Here is a 14216-nt window from a genome sequence, read left to right as displayed (position 1 = left end):
CGCCTGAACCCGCTCCCGCGCCTGACCTCGCCGGGCGTGCGGCGCGCGCCGCCCTGCGACGCCTGAACCCGCTCCCGCGCCTGACCTCGCCGGAAGTGCGGCGCGCGCTGCCCCCCACGACGCCTGAACCCACCCGCCAGGCTCGGGCACAGGGACCGGCATCAGAACCCTCGCGGCCGGCGCCGCCCGTTCGATCCCGATCGTGCCGGTGGACGGCGTGCACGCCAGCCGCTTCACCGCGTAGGCGCCGCTGATCATGCCGACCCGCCGGACCTCGTTGTGGCCGGCATGCCCGAGCTCGAGCCTGCCGCACACCACCGCAAGCTCGCCCACGCGGGCGGTGTGCCCTACCCGTTCATCGCGAAGTGAACATCCGTCAACTCTTCCGAGATCTCCCACAACCTCGCCGCGGCCTTCCGGTCCTTCGACGCCGGCGAGGAGTCCACGATCGTGGGATAGCCCCACACCTCGAACGGACCGCCAGGCCCCACGAAGCTCCCACCGGGCAGGTCCGCCACCGTCGCCGCGAAGAGCAGCGGCAGCGCTCCCCGCCCCGCGCTCTGCGCGAAGACCGCGTTGGTGACCGTCTGGCCCAGCTCCATGACGCGGTTGCCGGCCATGCGCGGACCCGCCGTCTGGAGGTTCGTGGACGCGTAACCCGGATGCGCCGCCACGCTGGTCAGGTGGCCGTTCGCGCGGCGCTGCAGCTCGTGGGCGAACAGCAGGTTGGCCAGCTTCGACTGCCCGTACGCCAGCCACTTGTGGTAGCCCAGCTCGCCGTTGAGGTCGTCGAACCTCATGCGCGCCGCCACGTGCGCCAGGCTGCTGACCGTCACCACCCTGGCGCCGCGCAGCCGGGGCAGCAGCAGCCCGGTCAGCGCGAAGTGCCCGAGATGGTTGGTGCCGAACTGCATCTCGAAACCGTCGGCTGTCTTCCGGTACGGCAGCGCCATCACGCCCGCGTTGTTCACCAGGATGTCGACGCCGCTGGTGATGCCCGCCGCGAACTCCCGCACCGACGACAGGTCGGCCAGGTCCAGCCGCCGGACCTCGATCGAACCCCTGGGAGCGGCCCGGAGCATCCGTTTGCGCGCGCTCTCGCCCTTCGCCGTGTCCCTGCAGGCCAGCACGGTGGTGGCACCACGCCTCGCCAGCTCGCCCGCCGTGATCATGCCGAGGCCGCTGCTGGCACCCGTCACGATCGCCGTCTTACCCGACAGATCGGGAATCTCCGCCGCTGTCCACACCATGAAGATCACCGTAGCCGCTCCGCCGGAGAGAGCAGGACCGGATCTCCGCGAACGGCGAGCCCCAGAGGCCGCCGCCTACCCGTCGACGAGCCTCGGGGCCTGGCCCTCCGGTCGAGGCTCTTGCCCCGGTTGAGCGCCTGGTCGGGCGGGATCGGCGCCGCGCCCAACTCGTCGAGGAGAAGCGGTCGCGTGACGCGACCGAGCCGACGCCGCATGATGCGTTCATGGCGGAACTCTGGGAGTTATGGATGCGCTGGCTCGACGGTCGGCATCTCACCGGGGTGACGCTGTGGGGCTGGCCCCTGTTCCTGTGGGGACGAGTGGGAAAAGCGTCACAGTTCCTCGCCGCGCTGACGGTCGTCCTCGATCTTGTGGGCCCGCAGGCGCTGCGCGGATTCGGCCGGCGCTTGACGGGGATCTCCTGGTCACGGGCGCGTCAGGTAGGCAGGTCGGTGCTGGCCGTCATCGTGGCGATCCTCGTCCTCAGCCTTCCCGTGGCGGGCCTTCTGGCTGTCTCGTTGGCGTTCATGGAACAACGGGGCCAGCCGGTACCGGATCTTCCCAGGGTGCCCGGTCACTGGCCGTTGATCGCCATGGGCCTGTTCCTCGCGCTGTGGGGAGCCGCCGCCCTGGCGTTCCAGGTGACAGGACGAGCCACCGGCTCGGAGGCGCTCGCGGCCGGATTCGTCCACGTCCCGGAAGCGTTCGCGTACGTGCTGACGGCCCTGTGCTTCTGGCTCCCGTGGGCGTTGATCTGTGGTTTGTGCGTGCCTCTCCTACGCGGGACCGCCTTCCTGCTGGACCGGGCTCGACCAGCTCATCCCGCGCGAGTGGTGGCCGCGGTGCTCTTCATCATCGGCTTCCATTTCGACTTCCTCGCCTCATGACCGCCGTCGCCCAGGAAGGGGAAGGGGGCCGTGCGCGCGTGCGGCGCCCGCCAAGCCCCCGTGCACAGTGGCTGCCGATCGACGAGTTCCGGTGGTCGATGGGTCGCTCCTCCGGGGGTCAGGCGCGGAGGCGGAGGCCGCGGGGGGTGGGGTGGAAACCCGCCGCCTCCAGGGCCGCCGCCAGCGGCGAATCGTTGATCGACTCGCCGTCGGCCCGCTCCACCGTGAGCTTGCCCAGCGCCCCGTCCCGTACGGCCAGCGCCAACGCGTCGACCGCGGGCTGCAGCCGCCCGTCGTCGGCGAACGACAGCAGCGTCTTGCCGCCCCGCTCGACGTACAGCACCAGGTGCCCGTCGACGAGCACCACCAGCGCGCCCGCCTTGCGACCCGGCTTGTGCCCGACGTCACCAGGACGCGCGGGCCAGGGGAGCGCCGCGCCGTACGGGTTGGCGGGGTCGGCCGCCGCCAGCACCACCGCGCGCTGTCCCGCCTCCGCGCCGCGCCGGCCGGAGGCGCCATCCGAGAGCCCGGTCCCGCCCGAGAAGCCACCAGAGGCGTCACCGGCGACACGGCCGGATGAGTCAGGCGCCAGGGCGCGCATCCGGTCGACCGCCCCCGGCAGGGCGAACTGCGCCCCGCCGAGCCCTTCGACGAAGTAACCCCGACGGCAGCGCCCGCTCTCCTCGAACGCCCGCAACACCTGGTACACCGCCGCGAACCCGCCGGGCAGCCGTTCGGCCATCACCGCACCGCGCGTGACCACGCCGTGGCGTTCGAGCAGGGCCTCCGCCTGCGCGTGCGCCCGCTGCGTGGCGTCCGGCGACGGCGAGGGCAGCAGCCACCACCTGCCGCCCACCAGCGGCGATCCGCTCCTCGACGGCAGCACCGCCCGCCGCCGCCGGGTGGTCGCGGGCCGGTGGGCGGGCCGTCCCGAGCCGAGCGTCGCCCGGAGCGGAGCCAGCGTGTCACCGGACACCCGGCCGGACCAGACCAGGTCCCACAGCGCGGTGGTGAGCGCGAGGTCGTCGAGCGAGCCCACGCGATCGGACAGCCCGCGGAAGAACAGCGCCCCGCCGCCGTCGAGCACCTCGAGCACCTTCTCGTGCAACGGCGTCATGGTGATCTCGGCAGGCGGGGGCAGCAGCAGCGGGGCGGTGTCGGCGAAGTAGAGCGACACCCAGCCGTCGCCGCCCGGCAGCGCCCCCTGCCCGGCCCAGATCACCTCGCCCGAGGAGGTGAGCTCGTCGAGCAACGCGGGATGGTAGCCGGGCACCCGCGAGGGCAGCACCAGTGTCTCCAGCGAGGAGGCGGGCACCGCCGCGCCCTGGAGCTGCTCGATCGCGTTGACCAGGGAGTCCATCGATCTGGCCGCGCCGATGGCGCCGCCCGCGGCCCGCCCCGCGGGACGGCCGGAGACGCCGTGCCAGCTCGGCGCGAACAGCGCGAGCGTCTCCGGCGGCACCGGTTCGACCTCCTTGCGCAGCCGCGCCAGGGACCTGCGCCTGAGCATCCGCAGCACGCCGGCGTCGCACCACTCCTCGCCGCGTCCGCCCGGCCGGAACTCGCCGCTCACCACCCGCCCCTGGGCCGCCAGCCTGCGCAGCGCGTCGCTGATCACCGCGACGCCGAGCCCGAACCTGGCCGCCGCCGCCCCGGCGTGGAACGGCGTGCGGGTGCGCGCGTGCCTGGCCACGAGGTCGCCGAGCGGGTCGGCGACCGGCTCGAGGAAGGCGTGCGGCACGCCCACCGGCAGGGGCGCGCCCAGCGCATCGCGCAGCCTGGCGGCGTCCTCGATCGCCGCCCACTGCTCCTCGCCGGCGATCCGGACGCTGATCGCCCGCCGTCCGCGTTCGAGCTCGGCCAGCCACGCTGGGTCGCCGCCGCGCACGCTCACGTCGGCCGCCAGCAGCGGACCGTGTGAACGCAGCAGGTCGGCGAGGTCCTCGGCGTCGCGCAGCGGCCTGTCGAGCCTGGCCAGCTCCCGCTCGGCGTCGGCGATCACGTCGGGGTCGAGCAGCTCGCGCAGGTCGGCCTGGCCGAGCAGTTCGGCCAGGAGCGTGGTGTCGAGCGCGAGGGCCTGCGCCCTCCGCTCGGCCAGCGGCGCGTCGCCCTCGTACATGAACGCGCCGATGTAGTGGAACAGCAACGAGGCCGCGAACGGCGAGGCCTGCGAGGTCTCCACCTCCACCACCCGCACCCGCCGTGCCGCGATGTCGCGCATGAGCTGGACCAGCCCCGGCACGTCGAAGACGTCCTGCAGGCACTCCCGCATCGTCTCCAGCACCACGGGGAAGCTCGCGTACTGCGCGGCCACCCCCAGCAGGTGGGCGGCCCGCTGGCGCTGCTGCCACAGCGGGGTGCGCTTTCCCGGCGTGCGCCGGGGCAGCAGCAGCGACCGCCCCGCGCACTCCCTGAACCGGGAGGCGAACAGCGCCGAGCCGCCCAGCTCCTCGGTGACGATCTGCTCGATCTCGTCGGCGTCGAAGGCGGCCACGTCGCTCGGCGGTTCGGCGAGCGTGTCGGGGATGCGCAGCACGATGCCGTCGTCGGAGTGGACGGCCTGCACGTCGACGCCGTAGCGCTCGCGCAGCCGCCGGTTGACGGCCAATGCCCAGGGGGCGTGGACGCGCGCGCCGTACGGGGAGTGGATCACCACGCGCCAGTCGCCCAGCTCGTCGTGGAAGCGCTCGACCAGCAGCGTGCGGTCGTCGGGCACGTATCCCGTCGCCTCGCGCTGTTCCCGGAGGTAGGCCAGCAGGTTGCCCGCCGCCCACTCGTCGAGGCCCGCCGCCCGCATCCGCTCGGCCAGGCCGTCGTTCAGCGCGTCGGCCGCGCCGCCCGTGCCCGCCGTACCGGAGGAGGGACCGAGGCTGGAGTTCAGCTCCCGCAGGAACGCCCCGATGGCCCTGCCCAGCTCGGCCGGACGCCCGGGGGTGTCGCCGTGCCAGAACGGCAGCTTGCCCGGCTGGCCGGGCGCCGGCGAGACCAGCACCCTGTCGGCCGTGATGTCCTCGATCCGCCACGAGGTCGCGCCCAGCACGAACACGTCACCGGCCCGTGACTCGTAGACCATCTCCTCGTCGAGCTCGCCGACCCTGGAGCCCTTCTCGCCGACCAGGAACACCCCGAACAGCCCGCGGTCGGGGATGGTGCCGCCGTTGGTCACCGCGAGCCGCTGCGCGCCGGGGCGGCCCTGCAGCACGCCGGTCACCCTGTCCCACACCAGCCGTGGACGCAGCTCGGCGAACTCCTCGCTCGGGTAGCGGCCCGCGAGCATGTCGAGCGTCGCCTCCAGCGCGCTCCGCGGCAGCGTGGAGTACGGCGCGGCCCGCTTGACCACCTCCTCGAGCTCGTCGACGGTCCAGTCGTCGAGCGCGGTCATCGCCACGATCTGCTGGGCCAGCACGTCGAGCGGGTTGCGCGGGTAGCGCAGCTCCTCGATCTGGCCGCTGCGCATCCGTTCGGCCACGACGGCCGTCTGGATCAGGTCGCCGCGGTACTTGGGGAAGATCACGCCCTTGGAGACCGCGCCCACCTGGTGGCCCGCCCTGCCGATCCGCTGCAGGCCGCTGGCCACGCTGGGCGGCGCCTCGACGCAGGCCACCAGGTCGACCGCGCCCATGTCGATGCCGAGTTCCAGGCTGGAGGTGGCGACCACCGCGGGCAGCCGGCCCGACTTGAGCGCCTCCTCGATCTGCGAGCGTTCCTCCTTGGACACCGACCCGTGGTGGGCCCGCACGATCTCGGGCACCGCGCCCTTGCTGGCGCCTGCCTGGGCCATCATCTCCGCGGGCGCCGGCAGGGCCGCCGGCGTGGATCCGGGCGGCTCGGGCCCGCTCTCCCAGATCGAGAGGTCGATCACGTCGTCGCCGCCCCGCTCCCGCTCGTAGGCCAGCTCGTTGAGCCGCGTGCACAGGCGCTCGGCCAGCCGCCGGGAGTTGGCGAAGACGATCGTCGAGCTGTGGGCCTCGATCAGGTCGAACAGGCGATCCTCCACGTGCGGCCAGATCGACCTGCGGGCGGGCTCCTGCACGAACGCGTCGGGGTCGGACACCGGCCGCGCGTCGAGCTCGGTCATGTCCTCGATCGGGACGACGACCTCCACCTCGATGCGCTTGTCCGAGGGCGGCTGCACCACGGCCGCGGGGCGGGCGCCGCCGAGGAAGGCGGCCACCTCGCTGACCGGCCGCACGGTGGCCGACAGCCCGACGCGCTGGGCGGGCCGTTCGAGGAGGGAGTCGAGTCGCTCCAGGCTGAGCGCCAGGTGCGCGCCGCGCTTGGTGGCCGCGACCGCGTGCACCTCGTCGACGATCACCGTCTCGACACCCCGCAGCGCCTCTCGGGCCTGGCTGGTGAGCAGCAGGAACAGCGACTCGGGCGTGGTGATGAGGATGTCGGACGGCTTGGCGGCGAACCGCCTGCGGTCCTCCGCCGAGGTGTCGCCCGAGCGGATCGCCACCGAGATCTCGGGTACGGCCAGGCCCAGGCGCCGCGCCGTCTGCCGCAGCCCGGCGAGCGGCGCCCGCAGGTTGCGCTCCACGTCGACGGCCAGCGCCTTGAGCGGCGACACGTAGAGCACCCTGCAGGTCCGCTTGCCCTCCTGGGCCGGCGGCCGGGCGGCGAGCCTGTCGAGCGACCAGAGGAAGGCCGCCAGCGTCTTGCCGGACCCGGTGGGCGCGACGACCAGCGTGTTGTCGCCGCGCGCGATGGACTCCCACGCCCCCAGCTGGGCAGGCGTGGGAGCCGCGAAGGCCCCGGTGAACCATTCGCGGGTCACCCTGCTGAAGTGGTCGAGGAAGCTCACTCCACCATGGTGCCTTCCGGCACCGACAAAACGAGCCGGGCCGTACCGGCCAACCGGTTTGGTAGATCTTCGTCTGCTATTTCCCTTTTTTTCGGTTTTATCCCCATACTGCATGCGTGCATAGCTACGACGAGCGCCTCACCACCCTGGTCTTCGACTACATGAGGCAGCGCCTCGCCCTCGACCCGGTTCCCCTGGACCACCCGGGTGAGAAGGACAAGCTGGACGCCGCGCTCGCCGGGCTGATCACCAAGGAGGGCGCCGACCCCGCCAAGGTGCTGGACGTCTACGACCAGCAGCTCTCCCGCGCGGTCATCTCCGCGGACAGCACCCGGTTCCTGTCCTTCATCCCCGCCGCCCCCACCAAGGCGGCGCTGCTGTTCGACATGGTGGTCTCCTGCGCCTCGCTGCAGGGCATCAGCTGGCTGGAGGCCTCAGGCGCCATCGCGGCGGAGAACCAGGTCCTGCGGTTGATCGCCGACTACGCGGGCCTGCCCGGCACGGCGGGCGGCTGCTTCGTCTCCGGCGGCAGCGCCGCCAACCTGTCGGCCCTCGTCGTGGCCAGGGACACGGCCGGCGTGCCGAACGCGAAGATCGCCGTGAGCGACCAGGCCCACTCCTCGATCGCCAACACGCTGCGCATCATCGGCGTCGAGGCGCTCGTCGTGCCCTCCGAGGACCACCGCCTCACGGGCACGTCCCTGCGGAAGGCGCTCGAAGGCCAGGAGAACGTCATCGGCGTGGTCGCCACCGCCGGCACCACGAACGCGGGCATCGTCGACGACCTCAAGGGCGTCGCGGAGGTGGCCCGCGAGCGCGGGCTGTGGTTCCACGTCGACGGCGCGTACGGCGGCGCCGGGCTGTTCGCCCCTTCCGTCCGGCACCGCTACGAGGGCATCGAGCACGCCGACTCGTTCGTCGTCGATCCGCACAAGTGGCTGTTCGCCCCGTTCGACTGCGCCGCGCTCATCTACCGCAACCCCAACCTGGCGCGTGCCGTACACACGCAGGACGCCTCCTACCTGGACGTCCTGCACACCGACGGCGGCGAGTGGAACCCCACGGACTACGCCTACCACCTGACCAGGCGCGCCCGCGGGCTGCCGCTGTGGTTCTCGCTCGCGGTCAACGGGACCGACGCCTACACCGAGGCCGTCGAGCGCGGGCTCGCCCTGGCGAGGGAGACCGCCGAGCTGATCAGGGAGAGCGACCACCTGGAGCTCATCCGCGAGCCCGAGTTGTCCGCCGTGCTCTTCCGGCGTCCGGGATGGACCGCCCAGGACTACTACACGTGGTCAGAACGGCTGCTGGCCGGGCAGATCGGATTCGTCACCCCCACCGGCTGGGAGGGCGAGACCGTCGCGCGTTTCGCTTTCCTGCACCCCGGCACCACGATGGAGATCGTGAAGGAGATTGTGGCCACGATGCGCGATTGAGGCGCCGATCCCGGGGACATAGAGCGGGAGAGGTGAAGCGACGTGACCATCGATTACGCAGCCATCGAGGCTGATCGCGAGCGTATCAAGCGGCAGTACCTCCTCCCGCACCGTCCATCGAGCAGCGCGCGCGGTCTGCACCACTTCGCACTGCTGTCCTCCGACGTGGAGCGGACGGTCCGGTTCTACCAGGAGCTCCTGGAGTTCCCCCTCACGGAGATCTTCGAGAACCGTGACTACAAGGGTTCCAACCACTTCTTCTTCGACATCGGCAACGGCAATTTGCTGGCGTTCTTCGACTTCCCCGGGCTCGACCTGGGGCCGTACCAGGAGGTCCTGGGCGGGCTGCACCACATCGCGATCTCCGTGGACCCCGCGACGTGGGAACGGTTGCGCGGCAAGCTGGAGATGGCCGGCGTGCCGCACCAGATCGAGAGCGGCGCCTCCATCTATTTCAGGGACCCCGACGGCGCCCGACTGGAGCTGCTCGCCGACCATCTGGGGGAGATGTACGGCTCGCGCGTGCTGTAGCCGCTACCTCCGTGACGCCCTGCGGGTGCGCGGCGCACCCTCACGGGGTTCGGCCCTCAGACCGGCGTGCCGCTCGGCGCGCTCGGCCTTCTCCTTCTGTACGGCGAGCCGCTGCTGCAGGAGCAGGGCGCGGCGTCGCTCCCGATGTGACCTGGAATCGATTGACGGCTTGGGAGCCGCTTTGGAGGATTTCGCCATACGGTCTGTCCTACCCAGTGCGGGGCGGGTTCCATACTGGGGAGCATGCGTCTGACCGAGTTCTGGAGAAGGATGCGGGCCCACTTCGGCGACGTCTACGCCGAGTCGTGGGCCAGGGACTACGTGCTCGCCCCGCTGGGCGGGCGCACGGTCGAGCAGGCACTGGCCCAGGGCGAGAGCGCCAAGGACGTCTGGCGCGCGGTGTGCCAGGTGGAGAACGTCGACGGCAAGCTGCGCTGACCGCCGGGGAGGAACGGTGCACACCTGCTCGTGCTGCACGGCGGGGCCGCGGCTCGTGGTCTTCACCGGAGGCCCCGGATCGGGCAAGAGCACCCTGATCGACCGCCTGGGCCTGTCCGGCTCGCGGGAGGCGGGGCGGGCGATCATCCAGGACCAGGTGGCCATCGGCGGCCAGGCGCTGCCGTGGAAGGACGTCGACCTGTTCGCCGAGCTGATGCTGAGCTGGGAACTACGCTCCTACCGTCTCGCCGAGGCCATGGACGGCACCGTCGCCTTCGACAGGGGAGTGGTCGACGTCGTGGGCTACCTGCGCCTCGAAGGGCGTCCCGTGCCCGCCCACGTCGACGCCGCGGCCAGGCGCTTCCGCTACCACCGCACGGTCTTCGTCGCGCCGCCGTGGCCGGAGATCTACGAGAACGACGCCGAGCGGAAGCAGACGCCCGACGAGGCCGAGCGGACCTACGCCTCCGTGTCCTCGGCCTACCTCGACTACGGCTACGAACTGGTGGAACTGCCGCGCGCTCCCGTTGCGGAACGGGCCGCCTTCGTGCTCGGGCACCTCGGACGCGCCTGAGTTCGTCGCCTGTCCATAAAGTGGGCGCCGACACCGTAGGAGGAACCGATGGCGACGCTCGACCAGGACGTCTGGGCCGGGGTGGTACGGCTGCACGCCAGGGTGGAGCACGCACTCGCCACCGCGTTGCAGCGGCACGGCCTCGGCCTGTCGGAGTATCGGGCGCTGTGCCACCTGTCCGCGGCCGCCGACGGCGAGCTGCGCATGCAGGAGCTGGCCGACCTGCTCGGGCTCAACCAGAGCTCGGTCACCCGCCTGGTGGGACGGCTCGAGGCGTCCGGGCTGACCCGCCGCGACCTGTGCGCCAAGGATCGGCGAGGCGTCTACACGGTGATCACCGAGGCGGGCAGGGAACGCAGGAACGGGGCGAGAGCGGCCTACGAGGAGACGCTCACGGGAGCGCTCGACCGGGCCGCGGCCGACGGCCTGGCGAACACCGTGGCGGGCCTGCGGGCCTCGTTCGTCGGGTGACAGGCGCGTGCGGTGTCCGCCGGGCTGCTCGTGCGTGCCGTAGCGGCGGGGGTCGTTCGGCTGGGTCGCGCGGGCCGTAGAGGTCCGGGTCGCTCGGCGGGGTCCGCGTGTGTCGTACCGATCGGGGGCGCTTCTCCGGCTCGCGCTTGCCGTACCGGTCCGGGTCACTCGTCGGTCAGGCAGGTGTGGAGCGCCTCCGCCGTACCGGCGGGATCGTCGGCGTGGCCCTGGCCGCCCGGCGACCACAGGAAGACCCACGCGGCGGCGGACGGGGTCGCGAAGATGATGGTCTGGCGGCCCGTGCGCGGATGCCACACCCACAGCACCGGGTCGTCGCCGCCGATCATGCGCCCCACGAGCCCGCAGCCGGGGAGCAACGCCGCGAGCGCCTCCAGGTGGGTGCGCCGCTGCCCGGTGTACGTGCTCGTCACGTCGCCGCCTCTCGACCTTTCCAACAGGATCTCCCCAGGTCAGCGGCCATGGCAACCGGCCCGGCGGATTGTCAGGGAATGTCGGCCGGGCACGGCGGGTGGTCGGCGTGTTCGAGGCGCGATCGAACAGCCGTTCGGCTACCATGAGAAGCGCCGGCCACGGTGCCTCGCGCGTCCGGCGGAAAATTGTCGGTCCCACCGCGTAGCTTTCACTCGACCGACCACACCACGACCCTCCCGGGGAGTTCCCATGGCTATCAACGACCGCGAGAAGGCCCTTGAGACTGCCCTCGCACAGATCGAGCGGCAGTTCGGCAAGGGCTCCGTCATGCGCCTCGGCGATGACGCCAGGGCTCCCATCGAGGTTGTCCCGACCGGTTCGATCGCGCTCGACGTCGCGCTCGGCATCGGTGGTTTCCCCCGCGGCCGCATCATCGAGGTCTACGGTCCCGAGTCCAGCGGTAAGACCACGGTGGCGCTGCACGCGGTGGCCAACGCCCAGCGGGCCGGCGGCATCGCCGCGTTCATCGACGCCGAGCACGCCCTCGACCCCGAATACGCCAAGAAGCTCGGCGTCGACACCGACGCGCTGCTCGTCTCCCAGCCCGACACGGGTGAGCAGGCGCTCGAGATCGCCGACATGCTGATCCGCTCGGGCGCCGTCGACATCATCGTCATCGACTCGGTCGCCGCCCTGGTGCCCAAGGCCGAGATCGAGGGCGAGATGGGCGACAGCCACGTCGGTCTCCAGGCCCGTCTGATGTCCCAGGCGCTGCGCAAGGTCGCGGGCGCGCTCAACAGCACCGGCACCACCGCCATCTTCATCAACCAGCTGCGCGAGAAGATCGGTGTCATGTTCGGCTCGCCCGAGACCACGACCGGTGGTAAGGCGCTGAAGTTCTACGCCTCGGTCCGCCTCGACATCCGGCGCATCGAGACGCTCAAGGACGGCACGGAGGCGGTCGGCAACCGCACCCGCGTCAAGGTCGTCAAGAACAAGATGGCGCCGCCCTTCCGCGTCGCCGACTTCGACATCCTGTACGGCGTGGGCATCTCCCGTGAGGGCGGCCTCATCGACATGGGTGTGGAGCACGGCTTCGTCCGCAAGTCCGGCGCCTGGTACACCTACGAGGGCGACCAGCTCGGCCAGGGCAAGGAGAACGCGCGTAACTTCCTGCGCAACCACCCCGACGTGGCCAACGAGATCGAGAAGAAGATCAAGGAGAAGCTGGGCGTGGGCCCGCGCGTCGACGCGCCCGCCGAGGCCGCCGCTCCCGCCGCCCCTCCGGCTCCCGCCTCCTCGGGCCGCGGCTCCAAGGCTTCCGCGCCCAAGCCTGGTGACGTCTGATCCGGGCTGAGCCATGAGCACGTCGTCGGACCCTGACCAGCGGCCCTCCGGCTCCACGCCGGAGCCGCCCGCCTCCGCGACCTTCCAGCGGCCGGGCCAGGGTCCTGACGCGCGCACTCCCTCGGAGGTGGCGGGTTCTCCCACGACCGCCTCCGAACTGCACGGCGGCTCAGCCACCCCTCCCACGTCTTCCGGCGACCGCGATGCCGTCACCCCCGCCCACGGTGAGCCCTCGGCCGACGACGGCACCTTCGCCGGTGACCCTCACGATGGCGCACACCACCCCCTGGGCCGTGGCGACCATGACGGCCGCGACACCGGTGACCGACCCCGCGACCGCTGGGGCCTCGATGACCGCGGACCGGACGGCCGGCACACGGCAGACCCCGACTCGCTGACCTCACCCGGCTCTGGTTCCTGGGACCTACGGAACCTCACCGGCTGGGGCCCCGGCCGGCGGTATGACGCTGACCAGTGGAACTCGGGCATCTGGAGCACAGCATCCCGACTTTCGGAATCCCGGGGCTCGGGTTCATGGGACGCGGAAAGTGCCGGCGCGGACGCCTGGAGCCCGGGACCCTCTGGCTCGGGCTCGCGGGACACGAACAGCGCCGACTCTGAATCCTGGGACACGGGGACCCAGGATTCAGGGTCGTGGGGCACGGACAGTGCCAGCTCGGACGCCTGGAGCCCGGGGCCCACTGGCTCAGGTCCGTGGGGCGGGGACAGCACGGGCGCGGACACCTGGGACACGGGATCCCCTGGCTCGGGTTCGTGGGAGACGAACAGCACGGGCGCCGACAGTTGGGGCACGGCATCCCGGAGCACGGGTTCGTGGGACACGAACACCACCGGCGCGGACGCCTGGGGCAGCATCCCCGACGGCGTCGCCGACCTCGCCTCACCCCGCGCGTCGCGTGGAAGAGGCCGGGCACGGCCGCCTTCGGCCGACGAGCCCGCCCCCGCCTGGCCGTTCGCCGCGACAGGCCCGGCCTGGTCACCCACCAGCAGCGCCGAACCCACCGACCACCCTGACGACCGCGCCTCCGATAGTGGGGATCGGACGCCCCAGGCAGAGGCGCGTCCCTCGACACGAGACGAACGCGCCTCCCGTGTGGAAGACCGCACTTCCCGGGCCGAGGAACGGACTGCCCGTGTGGAGGGCGGCACTCCCCGCACCGAGGGACGCGCCTCCCGTGTGGAGGGCGGCACTCCCCGCGCCAAGGGACGCGCCTCCCGTGTGGAGGGCGGCACTTCCCGGGCCGGGGAACGGACTGCCCGTGTGGAGGGCGGCAGCTCCCACACCGAGGGACCGACTCCACTCGTGGCGGAGCGTTTGTCCCACGCGGAGGGACGCTCGTCCCATGGGGAGGGACGCTCGTCCTCCGCTCAGGCGGTCGGCGGGGGCGAAGGGGGCGCTTCTCCGGACGATCGTGGCGACCCCGTCGTCAGAGAACCGGCCGTCGCTCCGACGGCCGGCGAGAACACGGCCTCGCCGGAACCATCGCCCAGCAGCGCGCGCACAGAAGACCCCGTGGCAGACACCACCGCACTGAAACCGCCCTCCCGCCGAGAGGAAGAGGATGACCGTCCGGGGGCGGCGCATGACTGGGGCGCGTGGCCTGACATCCCGCAGCGGGAACCACGATCCAAGCGCCGGTCTCGGGCCCGATCGTCCAGGGACCAGTGGGCCGTCCCCGAGGGAGGGCTCGGCTCGGGCGACGACGGCAGCGGGTCGAACGCGTGGCTCGACTCCGGCGATGACGGCGGCCGGCCGTACGGGTGGCTGGAGTCAGGAGATGACGGCACCCACTCGGAACGTGGGCTCGCTTCCGGCGACGACGGCCTGTCGGGAAGTCGCGGGGCATCACGCTCGCGTAAGGGCTCCCGCCGCGCCCGAGGTGAGTCCCGCTGGACCGGCAGTGACGACAGCGCCCCTCGGTCGACCCGTGGTGGCGCCGGGTCTACGGGAAGGCGTTCCTCGACCCCTACCGGCTGGGGTGACGACCTCTCGACCGATCACGCCGACAGCGGCTGGGATGACGG

10 protein-coding genes are annotated in these 14216 nt (G+C 72.0%); 7 read left to right on the top strand and 3 right to left on the bottom strand.

Translation table 11 applies throughout. The features are described from left to right. Positions 1-347: 347 nt before the first annotated feature. Positions 348-1250, bottom strand: a complete 903-nt coding sequence (locus ACWDLG_RS06975) for an oxidoreductase (protein WP_449916834.1) — start codon at positions 1248-1250, stop codon at positions 348-350. 248 nt (positions 1251-1498) lie between these two features. Between ACWDLG_RS06975 and ACWDLG_RS06970 the strand changes: the two genes are divergently transcribed. After that, positions 1499-2137, top strand: a complete 639-nt coding sequence (locus tag ACWDLG_RS06970) for a hypothetical protein (RefSeq protein ID WP_449916832.1) — start codon at positions 1499-1501, stop codon at positions 2135-2137. 118 nt (positions 2138-2255) lie between these two features. On the opposite strand, the gene ACWDLG_RS06965 is transcribed toward ACWDLG_RS06970, so the two are convergent. Beyond that, positions 2256-6941, bottom strand: coding sequence for an ATP-dependent helicase (locus ACWDLG_RS06965; protein WP_449916831.1), 4686 nt, complete (start codon positions 6939-6941; stop codon positions 2256-2258). 116 nt (positions 6942-7057) lie between these two features. Here ACWDLG_RS06965 and ACWDLG_RS06960 point away from each other — a divergent pair, with 116 nt between their 5' ends. The 5 genes from ACWDLG_RS06960 (at position 7058) to ACWDLG_RS06940 (ending at position 10391) form a co-directional block, all read left to right on the top strand. Next, on the top strand, positions 7058-8377 hold the full coding sequence (locus tag ACWDLG_RS06960; RefSeq protein WP_449916829.1) for a pyridoxal phosphate-dependent decarboxylase family protein: 1320 nt from the start codon (positions 7058-7060) through the stop codon (positions 8375-8377). A gap of 42 nt (positions 8378-8419) precedes the next feature. Beyond that, entirely contained in the window at positions 8420-8908 is a 489-nt protein-coding gene (locus ACWDLG_RS06955) for a VOC family protein (protein ID WP_354906648.1), read from the top strand. A gap of 243 nt (positions 8909-9151) precedes the next feature. Further along, entirely contained in the window at positions 9152-9346 is a 195-nt protein-coding gene (locus tag ACWDLG_RS06950; RefSeq protein WP_354906647.1) for a DUF3046 domain-containing protein, read from the top strand. Positions 9347-9362: 16 nt separating this feature from the next. Next, positions 9363-9920 (top strand): AAA family ATPase, encoded by a 558-nt coding sequence (locus ACWDLG_RS06945; RefSeq protein WP_449916825.1) that lies wholly within the window; start codon positions 9363-9365, stop codon positions 9918-9920. Between the two features lie 48 nt (positions 9921-9968). Continuing rightward, positions 9969-10391 carry a MarR family winged helix-turn-helix transcriptional regulator gene (locus ACWDLG_RS06940; RefSeq protein ID WP_449916823.1) on the top strand — a complete coding sequence of 141 codons (423 nt, stop codon included), beginning with the start codon at positions 9969-9971 and terminating at the stop codon, positions 10389-10391. Between the two features lie 164 nt (positions 10392-10555). Here ACWDLG_RS06940 and ACWDLG_RS06935 read toward each other — a convergent pair whose 3' ends face one another. After that, the gene (locus ACWDLG_RS06935; RefSeq protein WP_449916820.1) at positions 10556-10822 is read right to left on the bottom strand and encodes a hypothetical protein; all 267 of its coding nucleotides are present in this window, start codon (positions 10820-10822) and stop codon (positions 10556-10558) included. 250 nt (positions 10823-11072) lie between these two features. Between ACWDLG_RS06935 and recA the strand changes: the two genes are divergently transcribed. Then, positions 11073-12170: a recombinase RecA gene (recA, locus tag ACWDLG_RS06930; protein ID WP_354906645.1), complete on the top strand. Its 1098-nt coding sequence runs from the start codon at positions 11073-11075 to the stop codon at positions 12168-12170. Positions 12171-14216: the final 2046 nt, after the last annotated feature.

This window comes from Nonomuraea sp. NPDC003727, assembly GCF_053586935.1.
The sequence above is the reverse complement of the archived record's forward strand: the minus strand, read 5'-3'. Positions and strand labels throughout refer to the sequence as shown.